Source organism: Mesorhizobium sp. M1338 (assembly GCF_040318045.1).
Classification (GTDB): Bacteria; Pseudomonadota; Alphaproteobacteria; order Rhizobiales; family Rhizobiaceae; genus Mesorhizobium.
Genome location: NZ_JAMYLL010000001.1, coordinates 341,678 through 363,972, shown reverse-complemented (window position 1 = coordinate 363,972; position 22,295 = coordinate 341,678). Strand labels below are relative to the sequence as shown.

The window sequence follows — 22,295 nt, the reverse complement described above, 5'->3', positions numbered from 1 at the left end:
TTTCGCACTTCGAGAGGAATCTATGCAGACTGTCTATTCGCCGCTTCACGCTGGTCATGCTGGCCAAATGGAACTGGTCACCTCGGCCATCGTGCCGGGTTTCGAAAAGCCGTCGCGGGCCGAATTCATCAAGGCGCGGGTCGAGAGTGAGAAACTGGGGCCGATCGTCCTGCCGCTCGAGCATGATCTCGCCGCCGCCAAGCGCATCCACAAATCAGACTATATCGACTTCCTGCCGACGGTCTGGCCGCAATGGGTGGAAGCCGGCCTGAAGGGCACGGCGATGCCCTTCACCTGGCCGACGCGCGGCCTGCGCGGCGACGTGCCGCCAAAGCGCGTCGACGCCCTGCTCGGATACTATTCCTTCGATGCCGGTGCCACCTTCGTCGAGGGCACGTGGGCCGCGATCAAGTCGTCCTATGATGTGGCGCTGACCGCCGCCGGCCTGGTCAAGGGCGGCGAGACATCCGCCTTCGCGCTCTGCCGTCCGCCCGGCCACCATGCCGGTGCCGGCTTCATGGGCGGCTATTGCTACATCAACAACGCCGCCGTCGCCGCGCAATGGTTCCGCGATCAGGGTGCCGAACGCATCTCGATCCTCGATGTCGACTACCACCATGGCAACGGCACGCAGGAGATCTTCTATGATCGCGCCGACGTGCAGGTGCTCAACCTGCATGGCGATCCCCTGGTCGAGTATCCGTTCTTCCTCGGCCACGCCGACGAACGTGGCACTGGTGCCGGCGAAGGTTTCAACATCAACTACCCGATGCCCTTCGGCACCGATTGGGGCGCCTGGAATGCCTCACTCGAGGATGCCTGCGCCAAGCTCGCCGCTTACGCACCGGATGTCGTCATCGTCTCGCTGGGCGTCGATACCTTCGAGAAGGATCCGATCAGCCAGTTCAAGCTGAAAACATCTGACTATCCAAAGATCGGCCGCCGCATCAACAAGCTTGGCCTGCCGACGCTGTTCGTCATGGAGGGCGGCTATGCCGTCGAGGAGATCGGCGTCAATGCCGTCGGCGTTCTGACCGGTTTCGAGGATCGGTAAAATGAGCGCCGAACGGCGGTGGCCGTTCGGCGTTAGATCTAGCTTGCCGCCTCGGTGCTCGGCACGGCAACCGGTGCGGCTGCCTTGCGCGAGCGCCCGAGGTAGTAGACCGCCGCCGCCGCGATGATGCCGGCCGCAAGGATGCCCACCGCCAGGACCGGCCGATACCAGAACCAGGCAATCGCAATTGTCGTCGTGCCGACCAGGATCGCCAGGAAGAAGGCGATGATGCCGGTTCCCATCCGCGCCATGCCGCCGAGGAACGGAATGACGTCTAGGATCACGCCGATCGGACTGAGGAACAGGGCAAAGCCGATGGTCAGCAACAAAAGGCCGGCGGCACGCAGCAGCCAGGTGATCAGCGTGTTTGCGCTGACCGCCTCGGCGAACATCTTGTCTGCCGGGACAGTGCCGGTGTCGACCATCAGCAACGCATCGCCCGCCTGCGTCTGGTAGGGTTCGAACCGACTGCCGGCCTGCCGCGCCACGATGCTGATCACGCCGAGTGGTGCCAACTCGTAGCCGATGCGGTAATCGCCCAGCGCCGGCGTTGTCGTGTCGGCGCCGAGATAGATCCTGCCGTCGACGACGCTGAGCGGCCCGGTGCCGGTATAGGCGGCCTTGATCGCGGCCGATTGGTCGGGTGACAGCGCATACGCCTTGTCGCCCTCGATGCGATCAAGCACCGGCGTGTCGAGATCGAAGGCGACGAGCTTGCCTTGCGGAATCTGGAAAGTCCGGCCGTGGATCGCCATCGGCGGATTCTGGTGGCCATCCGGCTTCTTGAAATCCGACGAGTCGATCTGGCTGTCGTCCCACACTTTCGAATAGCTGTAGGTGGTTACGGTCTCCTCACCGCCACCAAGCTTCTTGGTGGTCTCCGATTTGGACTCTTCCTTCCACTGGTACATCTCGGCGCTGCGCGACAGGCGCAGACCTTGCGCCGCAATGCCGAAATCCGGATCGGCGAGACCACTGTCCGTCGTCACCGGCCCGCTGACATGCACCAATTTGCCGTCATTGGCGGCATCGACGCTGTCGGCGCTGGCCGAAACCACGGCTCCGGCCCCTTCGGCCAGAGAGCGCGCTGTCTGCACCGCGCGCCCCTCGTTCCAGAACAGCCCGATCACCATCAGCACGACCAGAAGCAGGCCGAAGATGACCCCACCGACAGCGCGCTTGATGCGTCCGAGCCACGAGACCGACGTAACTTCCCGAAATGAATCGCTCATTGTTTCCCCCGAAACCATTGATACCAGAATTTGAGCTCGGCCGTTGGCCGCGCAATGAACCGATCAGTTGGCGTAAATCTATGCTCCGCGCCAATGCCTATTGCCCAGAAGCGCAAGTCATCTTGCCCAGTCCGATCCAAAGGACGCCCATCCTTGCGGATCGCCGAAAACTTATCGGAAACGATCGGTCTTCGATACGGCGGTGTTGCAAACACGGTTCGGTCTTTTCGCGTCGACTTTTCAGGGGCGTGAGGGCGGCGAAAGCGGTTTGAATCCGCCTCTGAGTCGCACGCGAGTCCCCAGATTCGATTTTGTCAAATCGCGTTTGATGTCGGATTCAACTGCGGGTAGATTAGACCCGAATCAGCCGGTCCTCGGGGGGCGCGGCGACCACCCAAAGTCTCTTGTTCCGGAGCTTTTCCGGCACCAGACGCGGACGGCTTCGCGTTCCCTGAATGGATTCGAATCTGGTGGGCGCAGCCCTGCGCCAAGCGTGTGTCTTCAAAGTAATGCGTATTCGGGTTCGGTGGCTGGCTTCCAGCAACCGGATAGCAGAAACGATTCCGGCCAAAAGCAACAAGAATGAGCAGTCCCGCCGCGCTACTTCAATCCGACACATTGGGCTCGCGCCTGACGTCGCGCGGCGATCTGACCAGCTTTTTCATGCAACTGACAGCCGAGATCGGCGCCGACAGCTATATGCTGGTCGCCATCGTCCACGACCAGGACCGCAACGATGCGCGCATCGTCTCGTCCAATTGGATTTTCGACGCCATCGAACTGACCGGCAAGCGGCTGATCGCCGGGCTTGCACAAGGTGCGCTCACCGTTGCGCCCGGTATCCGCCCGATCGCCCTGGTGGCATCCCAGGCACCCGAGACTGACGGATTGATCACCGGTGAGGAAGCGCGCCTTCTCGACGTGCTTGGCCATGCCGAGATCTATTCGCTGCGCCTCAATGTCGGCCGCCAGCGCCTGTTCGCCTTGTTTTCGGCAGCGACAGCCGGCAGCATCGACCAGCCGGCGCTGATGAGGGCACAGCTGAAATGCTGCTATGCGCTCTCGCACATCCCGCAACTGATTGCCGCCGCCGCGATGCAGGATCCGCTGTCGGATCGCGAGCGCGAATGCCTGTTCTGGGTCTCCGAGGGCAAGACCACCGACGAGGTCGCCGTCATCCTTGGCGTCTCCTCCAACACCGTCAACAGCTACATCACCCACGCCATCCAGAAATTCGCGGCCAGCAACCGCGCGATGGCAATCGCCACGGCGATCAGGAGCGGCATCATTTGAAACACGTCGACATCAAGGAGGCTGCCGAAGCCCTTTTCAACGAGCAGCGCAATCCGTTCGGCGCCTTTTCGCTCGGCTCCGAAACCCATCACGCCGTCACCATTCCCGATGCCGTGCGCCGCTGCCGCTGGATCTCCGTCGACATCAACGCATCGGCCTTTGGCCTGTTCTTCGTCAGCCCCTCGCCCGAACGCGCACGGCTCGTCCCTTGCCTTGATTCCGACTACCCCGGCATTGCGGCGGCGACGAAATTCATTTCAGGCGCCAATGGCGAGGAGATCGTGCGCCACACCCGCATCTCGACGGAACCGCGCTGGTGGTCGGATGACGGCGTCGCCGCCATGGCGGAGATGTTCGGCAATCTCGCCTGGACCGAGCAGATGGCGCCGCTGGCGCCCGGCACCAGCGGCATCGCCTTTCCGGTCCACGCCGATCGTGGGCAGTGCGGCCTCGTCGTTTTCATGGGCCCGGAGATCTCCTTGCCGCAGGACGCGCTCTACGAGATCCACGCCCGTTGCTTCTCGCTATTCGCTGCCGTCGCCCGCATCCGCCCTAGCGATGCCGGCAGGATGCGTGCGATCTCCAAGCGCGAACTCGAATGCCTGAAGCTGACCGCCAACGGCAACACCAGCGAGGAGATCGCCAGGCTGCTGAAACTGTCGGTACACACCGCCAACCAGTATCTGACCCAGTCGACCCAGAAGCTGAATGCGGTCAACCGCAACCAGGCCGTTGCCAAGGCGCTGCGGCTGGGGCTTATTGAATAAGGCAACTATAGGATTGGCCAGCGGCTGTCGGAAGCGATCGATGTTCCGAGAAAGGCCAGCGGCTCGGCCTTGCGGATACGCGCCTGCTCGATGACCGTCTCGAGCAAGGCCGTGTTGTGCTCCGGGTCTTCGCCCGGCTTCTCGAACGACACGTAGTTGACCACCACCGAAGCGCCGTTCTCGCTCAGCGTCAGCTGGAAATAGACGGTGACCCCAGGCGGCCTCAACTCCAGATCAAGCACGATGCGCGGGCTGCCGGTCCAGTCGACATGCGCCTCGCCGCCATGGCCGAGCCGCAGTGTGCCTGGCATGAAGAACAGCTCTACCGCTGAATCGACCAGATCCGACAGGCACGCGAAATGCTCCAGTCGGATGAAGGCGATATAGTCGGCTACATCGATCAGCCTCAGTTCTCCCACCACTTGCTCGATGGCACTGGCGACGATGATCTCGCGGGATTTTGCGTGCGGTTGACGGTTCATGAAATCTGTCTGCGCTCAGCCTTTTTCGAGTAGACGATCCGCACCAGTTCGGCGACGGCCTGGTAGAATTGCGATGGGATCACACTATCGACCGAAACTTGCTTGTACATGGAGCGGGCGAGCGCCACGTCCTCGAAGATCGGGATGTTGTTTTCGCGTGCGATCTCGCGGATTTTCAGCGCCACTAGATCCTGCCCCTTGGCCAACACCATTGGTGCCGAGTCCTCGTCGCGCACGTATTTCAACGCGATCGAAAAGTGCGTCGGGTTGGCGATGATAAGCGTCGCGCGCGGCACCGCCGTCATCATCCGCTTGCGCGCCCGGTCGCGCGCCAGCGAGCGCAGTCGCGACTTGACGATCGGGTCACCCTCGGATTGCTTGAACTCGTCCTTGACCTCCTGCTTGCTCATGCGCAGATCCTGCTTCCAGTGGAAGCGCGACCAGACGATGTCGACTGCCGCGATCAGCCCCATGACGAAGACGATCGCCACCAGGATGTCGACGGCAATGCCGCGGATGACGAGTCCGAAAGCGACCGGATTGGTGATCATGCCGGCGAGCAGCTTGCGGTGGTCTTCCGACAGAGTGAAGCTCAGCACGACGACGGCAAAGCCAACCTTGCCTAGTGACTTCAGGAACTCGACCCAGCCCTGAATGCCGAACAGCCTGTTCCACCCCTTGGGGATCGAGATGCGCGAGAGTTGCGGCCGCACCCGCTCGCCGACGAACTGCGGCATGTTCTGGAACACCGAGGCGCCGACACCGGCGACGGTCAGCAGCACGAACAGGCTGATGACGGCCCGGCCCACCTCGAAAATAACAGTCTTGTAGAGCGCGATGACGTCCGTCTCGGTGTCCATCGGCCAGGCTTCCGGCTTCTCCAGGAACATCGACAGGAACATGCCGAGATCGATGACGGCGTCCTTGGCGTAGAAGACGGTGAACACCAGTATGGCAACGAACGATGCAAGAAGCGCCGTTTCTCGCGAATGGGGCAGTTTGCCCTGTTCGATAGTGTCGCGGATCTTCTTTTCCGTCGCCTCTTCGGTTTTCGAATCCTTGTCGACCGCGTCAGCCATGGCGCGGCCTTAGGCGGCGTCTTGGGTCGACGGAAGTTCGAAGGCGCCTTCGCGCGACAGCCGGATCGTCGTCGTCACGATCGTCTTGCGTGCTGCTGTTATATCGGCGAGAGGAACCCCTTCCGAACCTTGTCCGAGTTCGGCTTCGATCATGCGCCGCGACCGCGCGCCGATCGCCGACAGAACGGATTCGGCAAGTCCCGCCTGCGAGCCGCGCAAGGCCAGCGTGATCAGTTCGGCCGACAGCCCGTCGAACAGCAGCACCCGCGCTTTCTGGGCGAGCAACGGCAGGTCGTCGAAGGCGAACAGGCGGGCCCGCACACCATCGAGGTCGGGTGTGCCGGCGGCTTCCAGATCCTGCATGACCTCCTCCAGCAGCGGCTTGTCCAGTTCGTTGAGGACGCTGGCGACACGCGCCTGCCCGGCAGAAGTGTCCTTGGTCGAGGTTTCCGCCAGCACGCTGGTGCGCAGCCGGTTTTCGACGATCTTGCTGGCGGCGTCCGGAACATTGGCCATCGTCACCATGCGCTTGATGATTTCGCCACGCATCGGCTTGGTCAACGTCAGCAGCACGCTTGCCGCCACCTGCGGCGCCAGTTTCGACAGCACCATGGCCGCGGTCTGCGGATGCTCGCCGGCCAGGAAGGCGCCAAGCCGCGCCGGTTCGAGCTTTTCGAGCTCGGGCCAGATCGGCGGCGGGCCTTCCGGAGCGACCTCGAATCTCTTGTCGCCCATGATCGCGCTCATCTCTTCAGGCGACAGCGACTCATTGAGGATGGTGTCCATCCTGTCGGCGGAATCGAGCAATCCCGCCCCTTCGGTGAACTCGGCCTCGAACTCGGCGACGATGCGCTCAAGATCGCTTTGCGGAATCGTCCGCAGCAGACGGGCGCCCTCGATCAGCGCCTTCAGTTCTTCCTGCTTGAAGAATTTCAACAGGCGGCTGGCCGACGGCTTGCCCATCGCCACCAGTATGGCGGCTGCCTTCTGCGCGCGGGTCAAGGTCACCGGCGTCGTCATGCCACCCGCCTCCGCTGCCACCGGCAAGCTCCGCAACCCATGTCTAGGCGCCCTTCGTGCCAGCGATGATTTCGGTCAGCCTGATGCCGAAGCGCGACGGATCGCTTTCCAGCACGGTGATCTCGCCGCGCGCGATCTTGCGGCCGTTGACCACGACGTCGACAGGTTCGCCGATACGGCGATTGAGCGCCACCGTCGACCCCTTCTGCAGCGCCATCAGGTCGGAGACCGGCATCTCGGTGCTGCCGAGGATGATCTGAACTTCGACGGGGATGTTCATGATGACGCTTGAATTGGCGCCGGAGGCGGCCCTGAACGCCGCATCCGGGCGTTGTTCCTCTTCGTGCAGGACCCCGCGCAATTCTTCGATGGCACGGTCGAGTTGTTCGTCCGGCTGGTCGAGGTCGGCTTCCACCTTGGTCTTGGCCATGAATTGTCTCCAGTGCTCAGGCGCGTCCGGCGGCAGCCGGCATCAGCCCGTCGATAAAATCCTGCCCGGCATCGAAGGGATGCTTGATTCGGACGGTATAATTCTGTCCCAGTTTGCCGAATTCGCAGACGAACAGCGTCTGGCCGCGGGCACTGAGACGCGCCTGTGATTGCGCTGTTTCCTCGAATTCGATGATCTGGCCGACGTCGAAGTCGGCGACATCGCCGAGCGTCAGCCGGGCCAGCGGCATGGTGGCTTCGAGCGCTACCATTGAGCGCATCACCTCTTCCGAAAAGCGCGCGCGCCAGCTGGCGTTTTGATCGTTCTCACTGACGGCGGCAACGCTGTCCCGACCGGCCAGCACGATACGCTGCGGCATCGTCACGGTGATGCTGCCGCTGTCGGCCGGCGTCGAGATGCCGAGGACGATGCGCAGTGCGGCCCCGTCGCGCAGCACGTGTCGCTTGGCCTCCATGCCAGACATCGCCCGCGGCGCCGGAAGCCGTAGCTCAAGCGAGCGCCGACCGGATCCGTTCAGCGCCTGCGCGACCTGCTGAAACACCATCGTCGAGACGTCGGTCTCGATCGGCGACAGGTCACGCTCGATCGGTGACACCGGCATATCCGGATCGCCCCCAAACAGCGTCGAGACCATGATGGCGATCGCCGCGCCATCGATGACGAAGGTCACCGCATCTGACGACGCTGGCGAGGCAACGACGGTCATCGCGAAATTCTCACCGGCGCGGGAACGCGCCTCGGGAACGCGGCTGATCTCGATCGCTTTGAGATCGACAATGACCGGAACGCCAAGCTCGCCGGTCAGGCTTTTCTGCAGCAGCGGCACGGCGCGCTCGGCCATGGCGCGGCCTGCATCGATGATCTGCGCGGCCTCGCCGCTGTCACCGACGAGCCGCTCGATGATCAGCGAGCGTGCTTCCGATGGGCTGCCCGGACTGGTCATGGCGATGCTGGGACCGATCTGTCACGCATCGTTCAGGCGGCCTTCTTTTCGACGGCGCCGGTGTTCATCGTGCTCTGCTCGACGGCGTCGATCGTTGGTCGTTCGGAGGACGAGATGGTCTTGCGGCCGAACTCGATCGCCACCTGCGGCAGAGCGCCGTTCATGTAGGCCAGCAGCGTCTGCTTGACGATGGTATAGAGGCGGTTCTTCTTCTCGCGCACCGTCTTGATCTTGGTGGCGATCGGCCCGACCACCGCATAGGACAGGAAGATGCCGAGGAAAGTGCCGACCAGGGCCGCGCCGATCAGGCCGCCCAGGATTTCCGGCGACTGATCGAGCGCGCCCATCGCCTTGACCACCCCAAGAACGGCGGCGACGATGCCGAGCGCAGGCAAGCCATCGCCAACCGCGATCAGCGCGTGATAGGCCTTCATCTTGTCGGATTTGATGGTCTGGATTTCCTCGTCCATCAGCGCCTCGATCTCATGCGAGCGGGCATTGCCGATGATGATGATGCGACAGTAGTCGCAGATGAAATGCGTCAGATCATGATTCTTGAGCACGGTCGGGAATGCCTGGAAGATCGCCGATTCCTCGGGATTATCGATATGGGCTTCGACCTCGCTGCGCGATTTCGAGCGCAGCTCGCGCATCAGTGAGTGCAGCACGCCGAGCGTTTCGAGATAGTCCCGCTCCTTCGGCACCGCCTGCTTGAAGGCTTCGAGGATGGCCTTGCCGGTGTCCTTGACCGTCTTCATCGGGTTGGCAACGAGGAAGGTGCCGAGCGCAGCACCGCAGATGACCACGGCTTCCCACGGCTGCACCAGCACGTGAAGATGGCCGCCCATGGCCATGAAGCCGCCAAGGACGCAGCCGAGCGTCACCACAAGTCCAATCAGAATGCCCACAAGAGGTCCTTCCGCATTTCACATCAGGAGCAAGGGATAGCCCCCGTGCCTTGTGTGAGGCTTGAATCGAAGCCGCCGGATCCGATTCAGTTTCGCGCAAGGAAGTGGGGATATTGTCCTGTCATAGCTTCGGCCGGAGGCGCGTCTTTGCTCAATACATTTACCAGCTACCAGCTCATCACCAAGGACATTTCAAAGTCGCTCGACAGGATCGAGCAGCAGCCCGTGGTCGATCGCGACACCAAATATTATCTGGACAACATCACCAAGGTGAAATCGATCGACGATTTCGTCAAAAATGACCGTTTGTTCAAATATGCCATGAAGGCATACGGGCTCGAGGACATGGACTACGCCAAGGCCTTTATGGTCAAGGCACTCAAGGAGGGCGTCTCCGATCCCGACAGCTTCGCCAACAAGCTGACCGACAAACGTTACGCCGAATTCGTCAGCGCCTTCAATTTCGCCGCCAACGGCGCCGATGCGACCATCTATAACAAGACACAGCAGATGGTGACCAAGAACTACGCCACGCAAGCGAAAATCGCCGGCCTCGATCCGAATTCGGCCTATGTGAAAGGCGAGACGACATACTATCTCGCCAACATCACCAAGGTGAAGTCGATCGACGACCTGATGTCGAATAACCGGCTCTACACATACGCACTGGCTTCATTCGGCCTCGATTCGATGACGAAGGACAAGGATCTCATCAAGCGGGTTCTGCAGGGTGGCGTCCGCGATCCCGACAGCGTTGCCAACAAGATGACGGACAAGACCTACGCGGCACTTGCTTCCGCCTTCAATTTCGAAGCCTATGGTGCGAACGCCACCACCATCAATCCGGCGCAGCAGCCGACCGTCGACAAATACATGCGCCAGACCCTCGAAGAGGATGCCGGCCAGACCAACCAGGGCGTGCGGCTGGCGCTTTATTTCGACCGCAAGGCGCCGACCATCACCAGTTGGTACGACGTGCTGGCCGACACCGCGCTTGCCAGCGTCGTGCGCACCGTGCTCGGCCTGCCCGATTCCTTCGCCACCGCCGATGTCGACAAGCAGGCGCAGCTGTTCGAGCAGAAACTCGACATCTCGGATTTCTCCGATCCCGAGAAGCTCGGCAAGTTCCTGACGCGCTTCACCAGCATGTACGAGATCAACAACCCGACGTCATCGGCCGTCACCTCGGTCAGCGTGCTGTTTGCCCAGCCGATCACGGTCGGCATCTCCACCGACCTGATGATGGCCATGCAGAAACTGAGGTTCTGAGAGCATCATGCGGGACAGCCTTTACGTCGCCCTTTCCTCGCAGATCGCGCTCGAGCGCCGCCTCGACACGATCGCCGACAACGTCGCCAACGCCTCGACGATCGGCTTTCGCGCCACCGGCGTGAAGTTCGAGGACGTCGTGTCCGGCACCGGATCGAAATCGGTGTCCTTTGCCTCCCCTGGCAAGACCTATCTTTCCGGCGCTCACGGTGCCTTGAGCGAGACCGGAAATCCGTTCGATTTCGCCATCCAGGGCGATGCCTGGTTCGCCATCGACACGCCTGTCGGCACCGTCATGACCCGCGACGGGCGCTTTTCGATGAACGAGAACGGCGAGCTGATGTCGATCGAGGGCCACGCTGTGCTCGATGCCGGCGGCTCACCGATCCAGCTCGACCCCCGCAACGGCCCGCCCAAGGCCGGGGCCGACGGTTCGCTGCGCCAGAACGATCAGCTTGTCGGCTCCATCGGTCTCTACAATTTCGATCCGGGCGAAAATTTCGTCCGCTACGGCAATTCCGGCATCGTTCCGGCGCGCACGCCAGAGCCTGTTACCGATCGCTCCGATATCGGCATCGCCCAGGGGTTTCTCGAAGAATCCAACGTCAATCCGGTGCTGGAGATCACCCGACTGATCATGGTCCAGCGCGCCTTCGAGAACACCGCCGCCCTGATGCGGCAGACCGACTCCTCCACCGACGAGGCGATCAAGACGCTCGGCTCGAAGTAACCCATGTCGCTCGACCAGCCATCCCTGCGCGCACCTGAAAGACAGCTCCAGCCGGCGCCGGAAGACCGGCTTGTCGCTCTGGAACGGGTCTGGCGGCGTTTCGCCGACACCGAGGCGCTGCTCAAGCGCGGCGGCCGCGTCACCGAAGTCACGCCCACGCACTACAAGGTGCACGGCCTTTCCGACTTCGCCAGGCTGGGCGACATCGTCGAGCAGCGCGGTCATGCCGGCGCCCGCCGCGGCGAGATCGTCAAGATCAGCCGCGATGAGGTCGTCGTGGCCCCCTTCGAACGCAGCGCCGACGCTGGCATCGGCGATGCCGTGTTCCGCCGCGGTCCGCTCGCGGTGGCGCCGCATGCCTCGTGGCGCGGACGCACCATCGACGCGCTGACCCAGGCGATCGATGGCGGCACGCCCCTGGTCAGGGGCGATGACGCATCGATCGGCGCCCAGACGACGCCCGGCGCCATGGCGCGGCAGCGTGTCGGCACCGCCTTCATGACCGGGGTCAAGGTCATCGACATCTTCACGCCGCTCTGCTTCGGCCAGCGCCTCGGCATCTTCGCCGGCTCCGGCGTCGGCAAGTCGACGCTGCTCGCCATGCTTGCGGGCGCCGATGCGTTCGACACCGTCGTCGTGGCGCTCATCGGCGAACGCGGCCGCGAAGTGCGCGAATTCCTCGAGGACACGATCGGCGACAGCATGGCCAAAACCGTCGCCATCGTCGCCACCAGCGACGAGAGCGCCATGATGCGCCGGCGCGCGCCGGACACCGCCATGCGCATCGCCGAACATTTTCGCGACCAGGGGCACCGCGTGCTCCTGGTGCTGGACTCGATCACCCGCTTCGCCCACGCGCTGCGCGAGGTGGCGACGGGAACCGGCGAGCCGCCGGTCGCCCGTGGCTATCCGGCCTCGGTGTTCACCGAGCTACCCAAGCTGCTCGAGCGCGCCGGGCCAGGCGCGGAAGGCAAAGGCTCGATCACCGCCATCATCTCCGTGCTGGTCGACGGCGACGATCACAACGACCCGGTCGCCGATTCCGTGCGCGGCATCCTCGACGGTCACGTCGTGCTCGACCGCACGATCGCCGAACAGGGCCGCTACCCGCCCGTCAATCCGCTGTCGTCCATTTCGCGGCTGGCCGGCAAGGCCTGGAGCACCGAACAGCGCGCGCTGGTGACAAGGCTGAAGTCGATGATCTCGCGCTTCGAGGACACGCGCGATATCCGCCTGCTGGGCGCCTATCAGGGCGGCGTCGATGCCGAACTCGATATTGCCGTGCGCCAAGTGCCGCTGATCTACGAGGCACTGACGCAAGCGCCGACGGACCGCCCCTCAGCCGATCCATTCTCCGACCTCGCCCGCCACCTCAAGAGCAAGCTGAACGCCGATGCCGGAGACTGAACGCGAATATACAGAGCGCATCCTGCGCGACATGATCGCCGAAGCCAATGCCGCGGAAGAAGCCCGAGCTGACGAAGCGAGAGCCGCCAAGGCAAAGGCTGCCCGTGCCATAGCCGCCAAAGCCGAGGCCGTTCTGGCCAAGGCCGCCGAGCCCGCTTTGCCCCGAGCGCCCCGGGCGCAGGCCGCCGAGATGACGCAGGCCAGCCGCGACTCGCTGATCGATGGGCTGTTCCCACTCAACGAGTGGCCGCGGCCACCGAAGGCGGTGTTTCCCAGGTTGAAAAAAGAGTCCAGCCGGCGCAGCGATCTCGTCATTGCCGCGCTCGGCATCACGCTCGGGCTGATCTGCGCCCTGTTTCCGTGGTACATCTTCTTCAACCAGGACCAGTTTGGCGTCCAGGCGATCAAGTTCGGCGGCACCGGCACCAATTCGGGGCGGGCGGGCGGCGGCGTGGTCGCCCAACGCAGCGCGCCGCTGACAGCGAAGGACGTTCCCGCGGCCGATCTCGATCTGCTCGCCACGGGAACGGTGCAGGACGATGCCAATCCCGCGCCGGCACCCGACGATCAACCTTTTCCGGCCGACGCCGCGAAATTTCGCCTGGTCCATGTCGCCAATGGCCGCGCCATGATCGAGGACGATGCCGGCCTCTGGATCGTCCAACGCGGCTCGATACTCCCGGATTCCAGCCAGGTGTCTTCCATCGAGCAGCGCAAAGGCAAATGGGTCATGGTCACCAGCACCGATCAGGTGATCGAGCTTTCGCGATAAAGCTCTCCGGTCTCTGGTCATTCGCAAGGCCCGCGCAAGACTCGCGGCCTAGTCTCTGAGCACCTGCCCGGAGATTCCCATGGAGCCCGTTTCCCTTTTCGACCTCGCCGCCAAGCAAGCCCAGTGGCTGGCCGTGCGCCAGTCCGCCGTCGCCGGCAACATCGCAAACGCCAACACGCCGGGCTACACGGCGAACGATGTCGAGCCGTTCGAAAAGGTGCTCGATCGCACAGCCGTATCGCTTCAGGCCACGCAGGCCGGTCATCTAGGCAACGCGGCGACCAATGCCGGCTTCACCATCAAGCCGCAGGAAGATGACGGCGTTATCATGCCATCCAAGAACTCGGTCGTGCTAGAAGACCAGTTGATGAAGGCCGGCGAGGTGCGCCGCTCCTTCGAACTCAACACGGCGATCGTCAAGGCGTTCCATTCCATGATGATGATGGCGGTTAAGAGCTGACCATGGACGCGCTCACCGCAGCCCTCAAAGTCGCAGCATCCGGGCTCGGCGCTCAGTCGGAGCGGCTGCGCGTCGTTTCCGAAAACCTAGCCAACGCTCAGTCGACCGGAACCGCGCCCGGCTCCGACCCCTATCGCCGCAAGACCATCAGCTTCGTCTCCGAACTCGACCGGACCTCCGGCAGCTCGACGGTTGCGGTGAACTCGATCGATCGTGATCCCAGCGACTTTCCAATCGAGTTCCAGCCCGGCAACGAGGCCGCCGACGAGAAGGGCTACGTCAAGATGCCCAACGTCAACGTGCTGATCGAAATGGCCGACATGACCGAGGCCAACCGCTCCTACGAGGCCAACCTTCAAGTCGTCAAGCAGGCCCGCGACCTGATTTCCATGACCATCGACCTGATGAGGAACCAGTAATGATCAGCGGTATCGGAGCGCTTCAGTTCAAGCCGTCGATCGGCGGCGACGACGCGGTGACAAGCCTGCTCCAGGGCGGCGCGACACCTTCGGCCGGCGGCAACATCGGCACCTCCTTCGCCGAAGCGTTGAGCCATGCCGCCTCCAAGACCGTCAACACGATGCAGAACGCCGAGCAGGTGTCGATACAGGCGCTCAAGGGTGACGCCGACACCCGTCAGGTGGTCGACGCCGTGATGAGCGCGCAGCAGGCGCTTCAGACCGCCGTCGCCATCCGCGACAAGGTGGTTTCCGCCTATCTCGAAGTCAGTCGAATGGGCATCTGAGGAATTCCGCCATGAAAGCACTCGCCATCGCCGCCACCGGCATGAATGCCCAGCAGACAAATCTGGAAGTCATCGCCAACAACATCGCCAACATCAACACCACCGGCTACAAGCGCGCCCGTGCCGAATTCTCCGACCTGCTCTACCAGGTCGATCGCACGCAGGGTGTGCCCAACCGCTCCAATGCCTCGCTGGTGCCGGAGGGCGTCTCGATCGGCCTCGGCGTCAAGACGACGGCCGTGCGCAACGTTCACACCCAGGGCGAACTGACCAGCACCGGCAACAGTTTCGACCTGGCGCTGACCGGCAGGGGCTGGTTCCAGATCGAAGGTGCCGACGGCGGCACGCTCTACAGCCGCGCCGGCGCCCTCAACACCAACGCGACAGGCCAGTTGGTGACGGTCGACGGCGCTGCCGTCATTCCGGCCATCAACGTCCCCGTCGATGCCGTCGAGGTCATCATCAATAAGACGGGACAGGTCTTCGCTCGCATCGACGGCCAGACCGACCTTCAGAACCTCGGCCAGCTTCAGATCGCCAATTTCGCCAACGAGGCGGGCCTGGCACCGCTCGGCGACAATTTGTTCCAGGAAACCACGGCTTCGGGACCAGCGAATGTCGGCGTCCCCGGCGATCCCGGCTTTGCCACCATCCAGCAGGGCTATCTCGAAGCCTCCAACGTCGACCCGGTGAAGGAAATCACCGAGCTGATCTCGGCGCAGCGCGCCTATGAGATGAACTCCAAGGTCATCCAGGCCGCCGACGACATGGCCTCCGTCGTCTCCAAGAACATCAGGTAACGGATGATGGCCATGCCGATCTCCTGCTCAGCATTCCGCCGCACCGCGCTCGTCCTTGCGCTGGTGACCGGTGGCATGCCGGCGTTTGCCCAGGAATCGACAAACCAATCAGCCACCCAGATCGCCAGCAATCAACCTGTTGGCGAGGTGGTGCTGATACCCAACCGGGTCATCTATCCCGGCCAGACCATCGAACTTACTGCCTTGAAACAGGTGACCCTCATCGCCGGCAAGCACAAGCCGGACGGAGTCGTCACACGGGCCGAGGAACTCGACGGCAAGGTCGCCAAGCGCACCCTGCTGCCCGGCCGCTACATCCCTTCCACAGCCATCCGCGTGGCCTGGCTGGTCGAACAGGGTGCGTCCGTGCAGGTCTTCTTCATCGCCGGAGGACTGACGATCTCGGCGACCGCCGTGACGCTGCAGCCGGGTGCCGCGGGCGACCTCGTCAAGGTCCGCAACATCGACAGCGGCAAGATCCTGTCCGGCACGGTGATGGCGGATGGAACCATCCAGGTCAGCGCTTCATGATGCGCGGACTTACCCTGATATTGGCAGCCGTGCTTGGCCTGCAGCCGGCACTGGCCGACGGCCTGACGCCGAAGGCCAAGCGCGAGCTCGCCGCCAAGAATGGCGGCGTCTACAACGATCCCGAATATGATCCGGCCACCACCAGCCGCATGTTCCGGGTTTCCACCGGGCCTAGTTCCCTGCCGCCGGGCCAGGTCGCCTCGCGCATCAAGGACATCGCCCAGCTGCAGAGTTCGCGCGACAACCAGCTGGTCGGCTACGGCCTGGTCATCGGCCTTGCCGGATCGGGCGACAGCCTACGCAACTCGCCGTTCACCGAACAGTCTATTCGCGCCATGCTCGAAAATCTCGGCATCGCCACCGAAGGCGGCCGCGCGCGCGCCAAGAACGTCGCCGCCGTCATTGTCACCGCCAACATGCCGCCCTACGTGCAGTCGGGCGCCCGCATCGACATCGACGTCTCCTCGATGGGCGACGCGACCTCGCTCGCCGGCGGAACGCTGATCATGACGCCGCTGAAGGCGGCGGACGGCGAGATCTATGCCGTCGGACAGGGCTCGGTGATCGTTTCCGGCTTTACCGCCAAGGGGCAGGCCGAGCAGCTGACGCAAGGCGTGCCGACCTCCGGCCGCGTGCCGAACGGTGCCATCGTCGAGCGTGCTGTCCAGGCCGAGTTCGACGATCAGGCAACACTGACGCTGCAACTGCGCAATCCCGACTTCTCGACCGCCATTCGTATCGCCGATGCCATCAACGATTACACCAGCCAGCGCTTCGGCGCGCGGGTGGCGGCCGAGCGCGATTCACGCACCGTGCAGATCAGAAGGCCAAAGGGTGTTTCGGCGGCCCGCTTCTATGCCGAGATTGAAAACCTGGTGGTCGAATCCGACACGCCGGCCCGTGTCGTCATCGACGAGCGCACCGGCACCATCGTCATCGGCAACGACGTCAAGATCTCGCGGGTCGCCATCAGTCACGGCACGCTCACCGTGCGCATCACCGAAGCACCGCGCGTCGTGCAGCCCGAGCCCTTCTCCAAGGGCGAGACCGCCGTCGAACCGTTCACCGCCATCGAAGCCAGCCGGCCCGATGCCCGCGTTGCCGTGCTTGATGGTCCCGATCTCCAGACCCTGGTTTCCGGCCTCAACCGGCTCGGCGTCAAGCCGGACGGCATCATTGCCATTCTGCAGGGCATCAAGTCGGCCGGCGCCCTGCAGGCCGACCTGGTTCTGCAATAGGCTATGCCGATGACGCGCTCGTTCTCACGCCATGAAAGATATCGCCCCGTCGCAATCCTGCTCGTGACCGCCGTTCTCGCGGCGCTGCCCTTTGCCAGCGATACCGCACGTGGTGAGGAGGCGGTCCGCCAGGTCTTGCCGGGAGCACCGGTCGTAGCGCCCCCGCAGCAATTGGCGCGAGAGAAGGCACCCGACCAAAGCGAGATCGAGCGTTTTTGCTCCAATATCGCCGACGCCGCCCGCGACCGCCGATATGTCTTGCAGGCGGAGGAACTGAAGCAGCTCCAGGCCGGCATCGACCAGCGGATGAAGGCGCTGGAGGAAAAAAAGGCCGAATACGAGACCTGGCTGAAACGACGTGAGGTTTTCCTGGCCCGGGCCGAGGACGGTGTGGTCCAGATCTATGCCGGCATGAAGCCAGACGCCGCCGCCGAGCGGCTGGCCATCGTCAACGCCGATCTGGCGGCGGCCATATTGATGAAGCTCGATTCTCGCAAGGCGAGCGTCATCCTCAACGAAATGGACCAGAAGGCGGCGGCGACGCTCACCGGCATCATGGCCAGCGCAGCCCGAAGGGTAGACCCGTCATGATCCGCAAGATGCTCGTCCTGTGCGCGGTCGCCATGTTGTCCGGTTGTGGAACCAACCTGAAGGAGGTCGGCAGGGAACCGGCTCTGTCACCGGTCGGCTCCGGCATCGACGACGGCAGCGCCTCTTCCCTCTATCGCTATCCGGAAACGCCGCCCGCGCCGCCCAGGAAATTCTCGTTGTGGGATGACCGCCAGAGCCGATTGTTCACCGATCCGCGGGCGCTGTCCCAGGGCGACATCCTGACCGTCAAGATCAGGATCAATGACCGGGCCAACTTCAAGAACCAGAACGACAGGAGCCGCACCGCCAACCGCAAGCTCGGTTTCGACATCAGCGCGCAATGGGACAAGATCGGCAGCACCGCCGGCAAGGGTGCTGGCGCTCTGAACTCCACCACGGACACGACGGCCGATGGCGAAATCAAGCGATCGGAAACCCTGGAGCTCAATGTCGCCGCCATCGTCATCGATGTCCTGCCGAACGGCAATTTGATGATCAAGGGATCGCAGGAAGTGCGCGTCAACGCCGAACTCAGGGTGCTGACCATCGCCGGCATCGTGCGGCCGGCCGATATCGGCGCCGAGAACACCATCCCCTACGAACGCATCGCCGAAGCGCGCATCTCCTATGGCGGACGCGGCCGTATCACCGAGGTCCAGCAACCTGCCTATGGCCAGCAGGTTCTCGACCAGGTTCTTCCGTTCTAGGATTGGGGAACACCGCGCCGTGGCAAATGTCGAACAGGTTCAGCCCCGCAAGGGTCCTTCGCTCGCCGTCCAGGGCGGCATGCTGCTGGTGGTGACGGCGGCCGCCATCGGCATGGGCTGGATGTCCGGCGGCTATCTCAAAGGCGTCGATGCACCTGCGTCGGTACCGGCGGCGCCTGAGAACGAAGGCAAGGCCGAGCAGCCGGCTTCGGCCGACCAGCCAGGCGTGGGGCCGACGCTCGTCGTGCTGGCGCCGATCACCACCAATATCGCTTCGCCCGCCGATACCTGGATCAGGATGGAGGTGTCCGTCGTCTATGATGGGCCGCAGCCACAGGCAATGTCGGACGACATCCACCAGGATCTTCTGGCCTTGGTGCGCACCTTGAAGATGCATCAGATCGAGGGCGCCAGCGGCTACCAGCACCTGAAGGCCGATCTCGAGGAACGCGCCTCGATCCGCAGCCAGGGTCACGCCAAACAGGTTCTCATCAGGACATTGCTGCTCGAATGAGAAAGTTCCTTCTCGCCACGGCGATGATCGCCGCCGCCACCTCCGTCGCGGCGGCCCAGCAGCTCGATCTCGGCGGCATCGGCAAGGCCGATGGCACCACCGTCGGCTACATCATCCAGATGTTCGGCCTGCTGACCGTGCTGTCGGTGGCCCCGGGCCTGCTGATCATGGTGACCAGCTTCACCCGCTTCGTCATCGCCTTCTCGATCCTGCGCGCAGGCATCGGCCTGCAGTCGACGCCGGCAAACCTAATTTTGATTTCTCTGTCGCTGTTCATGACCTTCTATGTCATGGCGCCGACCTTCGATCAGGCCTGGAACACCGGCGTCAAGCCGCTGATGGACAACCAGATCACCCAGACCGAAGCCTTTGACAAGATTTCCGATCCGTTCCGCACATTCATGCTGCGTAATGTGCGCGACAAGGACTTCGACCTTTTCGCCGATCTCGCGCGTGAGCGCGGCCAGACCGTTTCGCGTGACACCGTCGACCTGCGCATCCTGGTACCCGCCTTCATGATCTCGGAGATCCGGCGCGGCTTCGAGATCGGCTTCCTGATCGTGCTGCCATTCCTGGTCATCGACATGATCGTCGCGACGATCACCATGGCGATGGGCATGATGATGCTGCCGCCGACAGTGGTGTCGCTGCCGTTCAAGATCCTGTTCTTCGTCCTGATCGACGGCTGGAATCTGCTTGTCGGCAGCCTTGTGCGCTCCTTCAACTGACCCCGGCAACTGAATCCCGCAGCGCCGCTCTGGCGCGCTGCTCCGGCGCAGAATTCACGCAATATATTTTCGATTAACCGTCCGGTTTAGCCCTTTGGTAGGGACTTGCCCGCATATTCGCTCGCAGATGGCGGGTGATCGATTTCCAGAGATCATTGGCATGATGCCGCACCGTCATACCGGTAGAGCCGGTATGTCAAAAAAACACGTGTAAAATCAGGGTACGAGTAGCCATGTCCAGCATCATGACGAACACTGCCGCGTTGACGGCACTGCAGAGCCTGAACTCCACCAACAAGAACCTCGAAGCCACCCAGTCCCGCATCTCGACCGGCTACAAGGTCTCGCAGGCCTCGGACAACGCCGCTTACTGGTCGATCGCGACCACGATGCGTTCCGACAACCAGGCAATGTCCACCGTTTCGGACTCGCTCGGCCTCGGCGCCTCGAAAGTCGACACCGCCTACACCGGCATGAACAGCGCGATCACCACCATCAACCAGATCCAGCAGAAGCTGACTGCATCTTACGGCCAGACGGATGCCTCCAAGGAAAAGACCCAGGTCGAAATCGCCGCTCTTCAGAAGCAGTTGAAGGCCTATGCCGATGGCGCCACCTTCTCCGGCACCAACATGCTGTCCGTAAACAGCGGCGCGACAGCCACGACGGCGGCCGACGTCAAGATCGTTTCGGCCTTCAACCGCAGCGCCACCGGCGCGGTTTCGATCTCGACGATCGACGTCAACGTGGAAAGCATCAAGCTGTATGAAGCTGGTACCACCGCGACACTCGCGAAGGGCATCCTCGACACGCTCCGCGTTGGCTCCACCGGTACGGCCACCCTTACTGCCTCGGCCCCGACCCTGGGCGCCGCGGCTGCAGGCACCGACACCTATTCGGTCGCCTCGCTGACCATCTTCGCGGGTGGCGTCGCTGCCAGTGATAGTCAGATCGCGCAGCAGATGACCGTCGTCGACGCGGCGCTCAAGGACATGACCAACGCCGCCACCAAGCTCGGCGCGGCCAAGAGCAGTATCGACCTGCAGAAGACCTTCACCTCGAACCTGATGGACTCCATCGATCGCGGCATCGGCCAGCTCGTTGACGCCGACATGAACAAGGAATCGACCCGTCTGCAGGCCCTGCAGGTCCAGCAGCAGCTCGGCATCCAGGCGCTGTCGATCGCCAATGGCTCGTCGCAGTCGATCCTGTCGCTCTTCCGCGGCTAATCGCTCTCAATCGACTACAGCTAGACAATCGGGCCGCGCCAAAAGCGCGGCTCGATTTGCGTTTTTGCTCCAGCCCCGCGCAACCGTCACTCCTTAACTCTCGAAAGCCAGCGTTTAACAAGCTGTTAACCATGTCGCGCTAGTTATGGTTAACCAATAGCTTACAACAGTTGGCGAATCGGCCCTACCGGCACGATAGCAGCGTTGAACGGGCCTATCCGGCATGTCTGAGCATGTCGGCTTTTGAGAAGGAGCGACTTTCTTGGCGAGCATCATGACAAACGCTTCGGCGTTAACCGCGCTTCAAAGCCTCAGCGCCACCAACAAGTCGCTCGAGCAGACGCAGGCTCGTATATCGACGGGCTATCGGGTCTCGCAGGCCTCCGACAACGCCGCCTACTGGTCGATCGCCACCACGATGCGCTCGGACAACCAGGCCCTGTCGACGGTGCAGGATGCGCTCGGCCTCGGCGCCTCGAAAGTCGATACCGCCTATACCGGCATGAACAATGTGCTGACGACCATCGGCCAGATCAAGACCAAGCTGCTTTCGACCGTCGGCCAGACGGATGCAGCCAAGGCAAAAACCCAGACCGAGATCAAGGCGCTTCAGGCACAGATGAAGTCCTTTGCCGATGCGGCCACCTTCTCCGGCTCCAATTTCCTTGCGGTGACCTCCAAGCAGGTCGCGGCCAACTATGACGGCGTCCAGCCCGACTCCCAGATTGTTTCTTCATTCAATCGCTCCTCATCCGGCGCCATATCGATCGGAACGATCGACATCGATGTCGAGAGCACCAAGCTCTTTGACTACGGCCTTGCCACCGACGTGAAGAACTATGGCACCCTCGATCGCCAGACTTCCATCTATTCCACGGGAGCCGCCCAGACGGAGTATGACACAGCCTATGCTGCCGCGATCGCTGGCGGAGGGACTGATATCGCCGCGAACACCGCAGGCCAAGCCGCTGTTACCGGCACCCCCGCCAAGGTCGACAACATCTCGGCCTACAACCTCGACATCACCGCACCTGGGATAACCGACGATATCATCACGCAGATGGTGAACAGGATCGACAAGGTCATGGCTCAGCTGACCGACTCCGCCACCATCCTCGGCTCCGCCAAGAGCAGCATCGACCTGCAGAAGACCTTCACCCAGAGCCTGATGGACTCCATCGATCGCGGCGTCGGTCAGCTCGTCGATGCCGACATGAACAAGGAATCGACCCGCCTGCAGGCGCTGCAAGTCCAGCAGCAACTCGGCATCCAGGCGCTGTCGATCGCCAACAGCGCCTCGCAGTCGATCCTGTCGCTGTTCAAGAACTAGTCACTGGCGCCACCG

The 22,295-nt window shown here is 62.8% G+C and carries 26 protein-coding genes; 19 read left to right on the top strand and 7 right to left on the bottom strand.

Annotation, left to right across the window (positions count from 1 at the left end; translation table 11 throughout):
• The first annotated feature begins 22 nt into the window (after positions 1 to 22).
• The gene (locus NKH19_RS01800; protein WP_352863418.1) at positions 23 to 1,054 is read left to right on the top strand and encodes a histone deacetylase family protein; all 1,032 of its coding nucleotides are present in this window, start codon (positions 23 to 25) and stop codon (positions 1,052 to 1,054) included.
• A gap of 38 nt (positions 1,055 to 1,092) precedes the next feature.
• Here the strand turns inward: NKH19_RS01800 and NKH19_RS01795 are convergent, their stop codons facing one another.
• Complete coding sequence (locus NKH19_RS01795) at positions 1,093 to 2,286, bottom strand: TMEM43 family protein (protein ID WP_352863416.1); 1,194 nt, start codon at positions 2,284 to 2,286, stop codon at positions 1,093 to 1,095.
• A 582-nt stretch (positions 2,287 to 2,868) separates the two neighbouring features.
• Between NKH19_RS01795 and NKH19_RS01790 the strand changes: the two genes are divergently transcribed.
• Positions 2,869 to 3,579 (top strand): helix-turn-helix transcriptional regulator, encoded by a 711-nt coding sequence (locus NKH19_RS01790; protein WP_352654619.1) that lies wholly within the window; start codon positions 2,869 to 2,871, stop codon positions 3,577 to 3,579.
• Positions 3,576 to 4,346 carry a helix-turn-helix transcriptional regulator gene (locus tag NKH19_RS01785; protein ID WP_352863414.1) on the top strand — a complete coding sequence of 257 codons (771 nt, stop codon included), beginning with the start codon at positions 3,576 to 3,578 and terminating at the stop codon, positions 4,344 to 4,346. The genes NKH19_RS01790 and NKH19_RS01785 overlap by 4 nt, the downstream gene beginning before the upstream one ends.
• A gap of 5 nt (positions 4,347 to 4,351) precedes the next feature.
• On the opposite strand, the gene NKH19_RS01780 is transcribed toward NKH19_RS01785, so the two are convergent.
• Genes NKH19_RS01780 through motA form a run of 6 tightly spaced genes read right to left on the bottom strand, consistent with a single transcriptional unit; the run spans position 4,352 to position 9,229 of the window.
• Positions 4,352 to 4,828, bottom strand: coding sequence for a BspJ family T4SS effector nucleomodulin (locus NKH19_RS01780; protein WP_352863412.1), 477 nt, complete (start codon positions 4,826 to 4,828; stop codon positions 4,352 to 4,354).
• The gene (flhB, locus tag NKH19_RS01775) at positions 4,825 to 5,907 is read right to left on the bottom strand and encodes a flagellar biosynthesis protein FlhB (RefSeq protein WP_352863410.1); all 1,083 of its coding nucleotides are present in this window, start codon (positions 5,905 to 5,907) and stop codon (positions 4,825 to 4,827) included. The genes NKH19_RS01780 and flhB overlap by 4 nt, the downstream gene beginning before the upstream one ends.
• Before the next feature lie 9 nt (positions 5,908 to 5,916).
• A complete protein-coding gene (locus NKH19_RS01770) occupies positions 5,917 to 6,927 on the bottom strand; it encodes a flagellar motor switch protein FliG (RefSeq protein WP_352863408.1) in 1,011 nt (336 codons plus the stop codon).
• Positions 6,928 to 6,970: 43 nt separating this feature from the next.
• Positions 6,971 to 7,357 carry a flagellar motor switch protein FliN gene (fliN, locus tag NKH19_RS01765; RefSeq protein ID WP_352863406.1) on the bottom strand — a complete coding sequence of 129 codons (387 nt, stop codon included), beginning with the start codon at positions 7,355 to 7,357 and terminating at the stop codon, positions 6,971 to 6,973.
• Between the two features lie 16 nt (positions 7,358 to 7,373).
• Positions 7,374 to 8,321 (bottom strand): FliM/FliN family flagellar motor switch protein, encoded by a 948-nt coding sequence (locus NKH19_RS01760; protein ID WP_352863404.1) that lies wholly within the window; start codon positions 8,319 to 8,321, stop codon positions 7,374 to 7,376.
• 32 nt (positions 8,322 to 8,353) lie between these two features.
• Positions 8,354 to 9,229 (bottom strand): flagellar motor stator protein MotA, encoded by an 876-nt coding sequence (gene motA, locus NKH19_RS01755; protein ID WP_352981584.1) that lies wholly within the window; start codon positions 9,227 to 9,229, stop codon positions 8,354 to 8,356.
• A 147-nt stretch (positions 9,230 to 9,376) separates the two neighbouring features.
• On the opposite strand from motA, the gene NKH19_RS01750 reads away from it, so the two are divergent.
• The 16 genes from NKH19_RS01750 (at position 9,377) to NKH19_RS01675 (ending at position 22,280) form a co-directional block, all read left to right on the top strand.
• Entirely contained in the window at positions 9,377 to 10,498 is a 1,122-nt protein-coding gene (locus tag NKH19_RS01750; RefSeq protein ID WP_352863400.1) for a DUF1217 domain-containing protein, read from the top strand.
• 7 nt (positions 10,499 to 10,505) lie between these two features.
• Positions 10,506 to 11,228, top strand: a complete 723-nt coding sequence (gene flgF, locus NKH19_RS01745; RefSeq protein ID WP_352863398.1) for a flagellar basal-body rod protein FlgF — start codon at positions 10,506 to 10,508, stop codon at positions 11,226 to 11,228.
• A gap of 3 nt (positions 11,229 to 11,231) precedes the next feature.
• A complete protein-coding gene (gene fliI / locus NKH19_RS01740; RefSeq protein WP_352981582.1) occupies positions 11,232 to 12,635 on the top strand; it encodes a flagellar protein export ATPase FliI in 1,404 nt (467 codons plus the stop codon).
• The gene (locus NKH19_RS01735) at positions 12,622 to 13,407 is read left to right on the top strand and encodes a hypothetical protein (protein ID WP_352863394.1); all 786 of its coding nucleotides are present in this window, start codon (positions 12,622 to 12,624) and stop codon (positions 13,405 to 13,407) included. Before fliI ends, NKH19_RS01735 begins: the two co-directional genes overlap by 14 nt.
• Before the next feature lie 79 nt (positions 13,408 to 13,486).
• Positions 13,487 to 13,867: a flagellar basal body rod protein FlgB gene (gene flgB, locus NKH19_RS01730; protein ID WP_023761682.1), complete on the top strand. Its 381-nt coding sequence runs from the start codon at positions 13,487 to 13,489 to the stop codon at positions 13,865 to 13,867.
• Between the two features lie 2 nt (positions 13,868 to 13,869).
• Complete coding sequence (gene flgC / locus NKH19_RS01725; RefSeq protein WP_352863392.1) at positions 13,870 to 14,286, top strand: flagellar basal body rod protein FlgC; 417 nt, start codon at positions 13,870 to 13,872, stop codon at positions 14,284 to 14,286.
• Entirely contained in the window at positions 14,286 to 14,612 is a 327-nt protein-coding gene (fliE, locus tag NKH19_RS01720) for a flagellar hook-basal body complex protein FliE (protein WP_352863390.1), read from the top strand. Before flgC ends, fliE begins: the two co-directional genes overlap by 1 nt.
• A gap of 11 nt (positions 14,613 to 14,623) precedes the next feature.
• Positions 14,624 to 15,412 carry a flagellar basal-body rod protein FlgG gene (gene flgG / locus NKH19_RS01715; protein WP_352863388.1) on the top strand — a complete coding sequence of 263 codons (789 nt, stop codon included), beginning with the start codon at positions 14,624 to 14,626 and terminating at the stop codon, positions 15,410 to 15,412.
• A 6-nt stretch (positions 15,413 to 15,418) separates the two neighbouring features.
• The gene (gene flgA, locus NKH19_RS01710; protein ID WP_352863386.1) at positions 15,419 to 15,943 is read left to right on the top strand and encodes a flagellar basal body P-ring formation chaperone FlgA; all 525 of its coding nucleotides are present in this window, start codon (positions 15,419 to 15,421) and stop codon (positions 15,941 to 15,943) included.
• The gene (locus NKH19_RS01705) at positions 15,940 to 17,181 is read left to right on the top strand and encodes a flagellar basal body P-ring protein FlgI (protein WP_352863384.1); all 1,242 of its coding nucleotides are present in this window, start codon (positions 15,940 to 15,942) and stop codon (positions 17,179 to 17,181) included. Before flgA ends, NKH19_RS01705 begins: the two co-directional genes overlap by 4 nt.
• Positions 17,182 to 17,184: 3 nt before the next feature.
• Positions 17,185 to 17,772, top strand: coding sequence for a MotE family protein (locus tag NKH19_RS01700; RefSeq protein ID WP_502910870.1), 588 nt, complete (start codon positions 17,185 to 17,187; stop codon positions 17,770 to 17,772).
• The gene (flgH, locus tag NKH19_RS01695; RefSeq protein ID WP_352863380.1) at positions 17,769 to 18,479 is read left to right on the top strand and encodes a flagellar basal body L-ring protein FlgH; all 711 of its coding nucleotides are present in this window, start codon (positions 17,769 to 17,771) and stop codon (positions 18,477 to 18,479) included. Before NKH19_RS01700 ends, flgH begins: the two co-directional genes overlap by 4 nt.
• Before the next feature lie 19 nt (positions 18,480 to 18,498).
• Positions 18,499 to 18,993: a flagellar basal body-associated FliL family protein gene (locus tag NKH19_RS01690; RefSeq protein WP_352863378.1), complete on the top strand. Its 495-nt coding sequence runs from the start codon at positions 18,499 to 18,501 to the stop codon at positions 18,991 to 18,993.
• A complete protein-coding gene (gene fliP, locus NKH19_RS01685; RefSeq protein WP_352863376.1) occupies positions 18,990 to 19,721 on the top strand; it encodes a flagellar type III secretion system pore protein FliP in 732 nt (243 codons plus the stop codon). Before NKH19_RS01690 ends, fliP begins: the two co-directional genes overlap by 4 nt.
• Before the next feature lie 233 nt (positions 19,722 to 19,954).
• Positions 19,955 to 20,950, top strand: coding sequence for a flagellin N-terminal helical domain-containing protein (locus NKH19_RS01680; protein WP_352863374.1), 996 nt, complete (start codon positions 19,955 to 19,957; stop codon positions 20,948 to 20,950).
• Positions 20,951 to 21,212: 262 nt separating this feature from the next.
• On the top strand, positions 21,213 to 22,280 hold the full coding sequence (locus tag NKH19_RS01675; RefSeq protein ID WP_352863372.1) for a flagellin N-terminal helical domain-containing protein: 1,068 nt from the start codon (positions 21,213 to 21,215) through the stop codon (positions 22,278 to 22,280).
• Positions 22,281 to 22,295 lie beyond the last annotated feature (15 nt).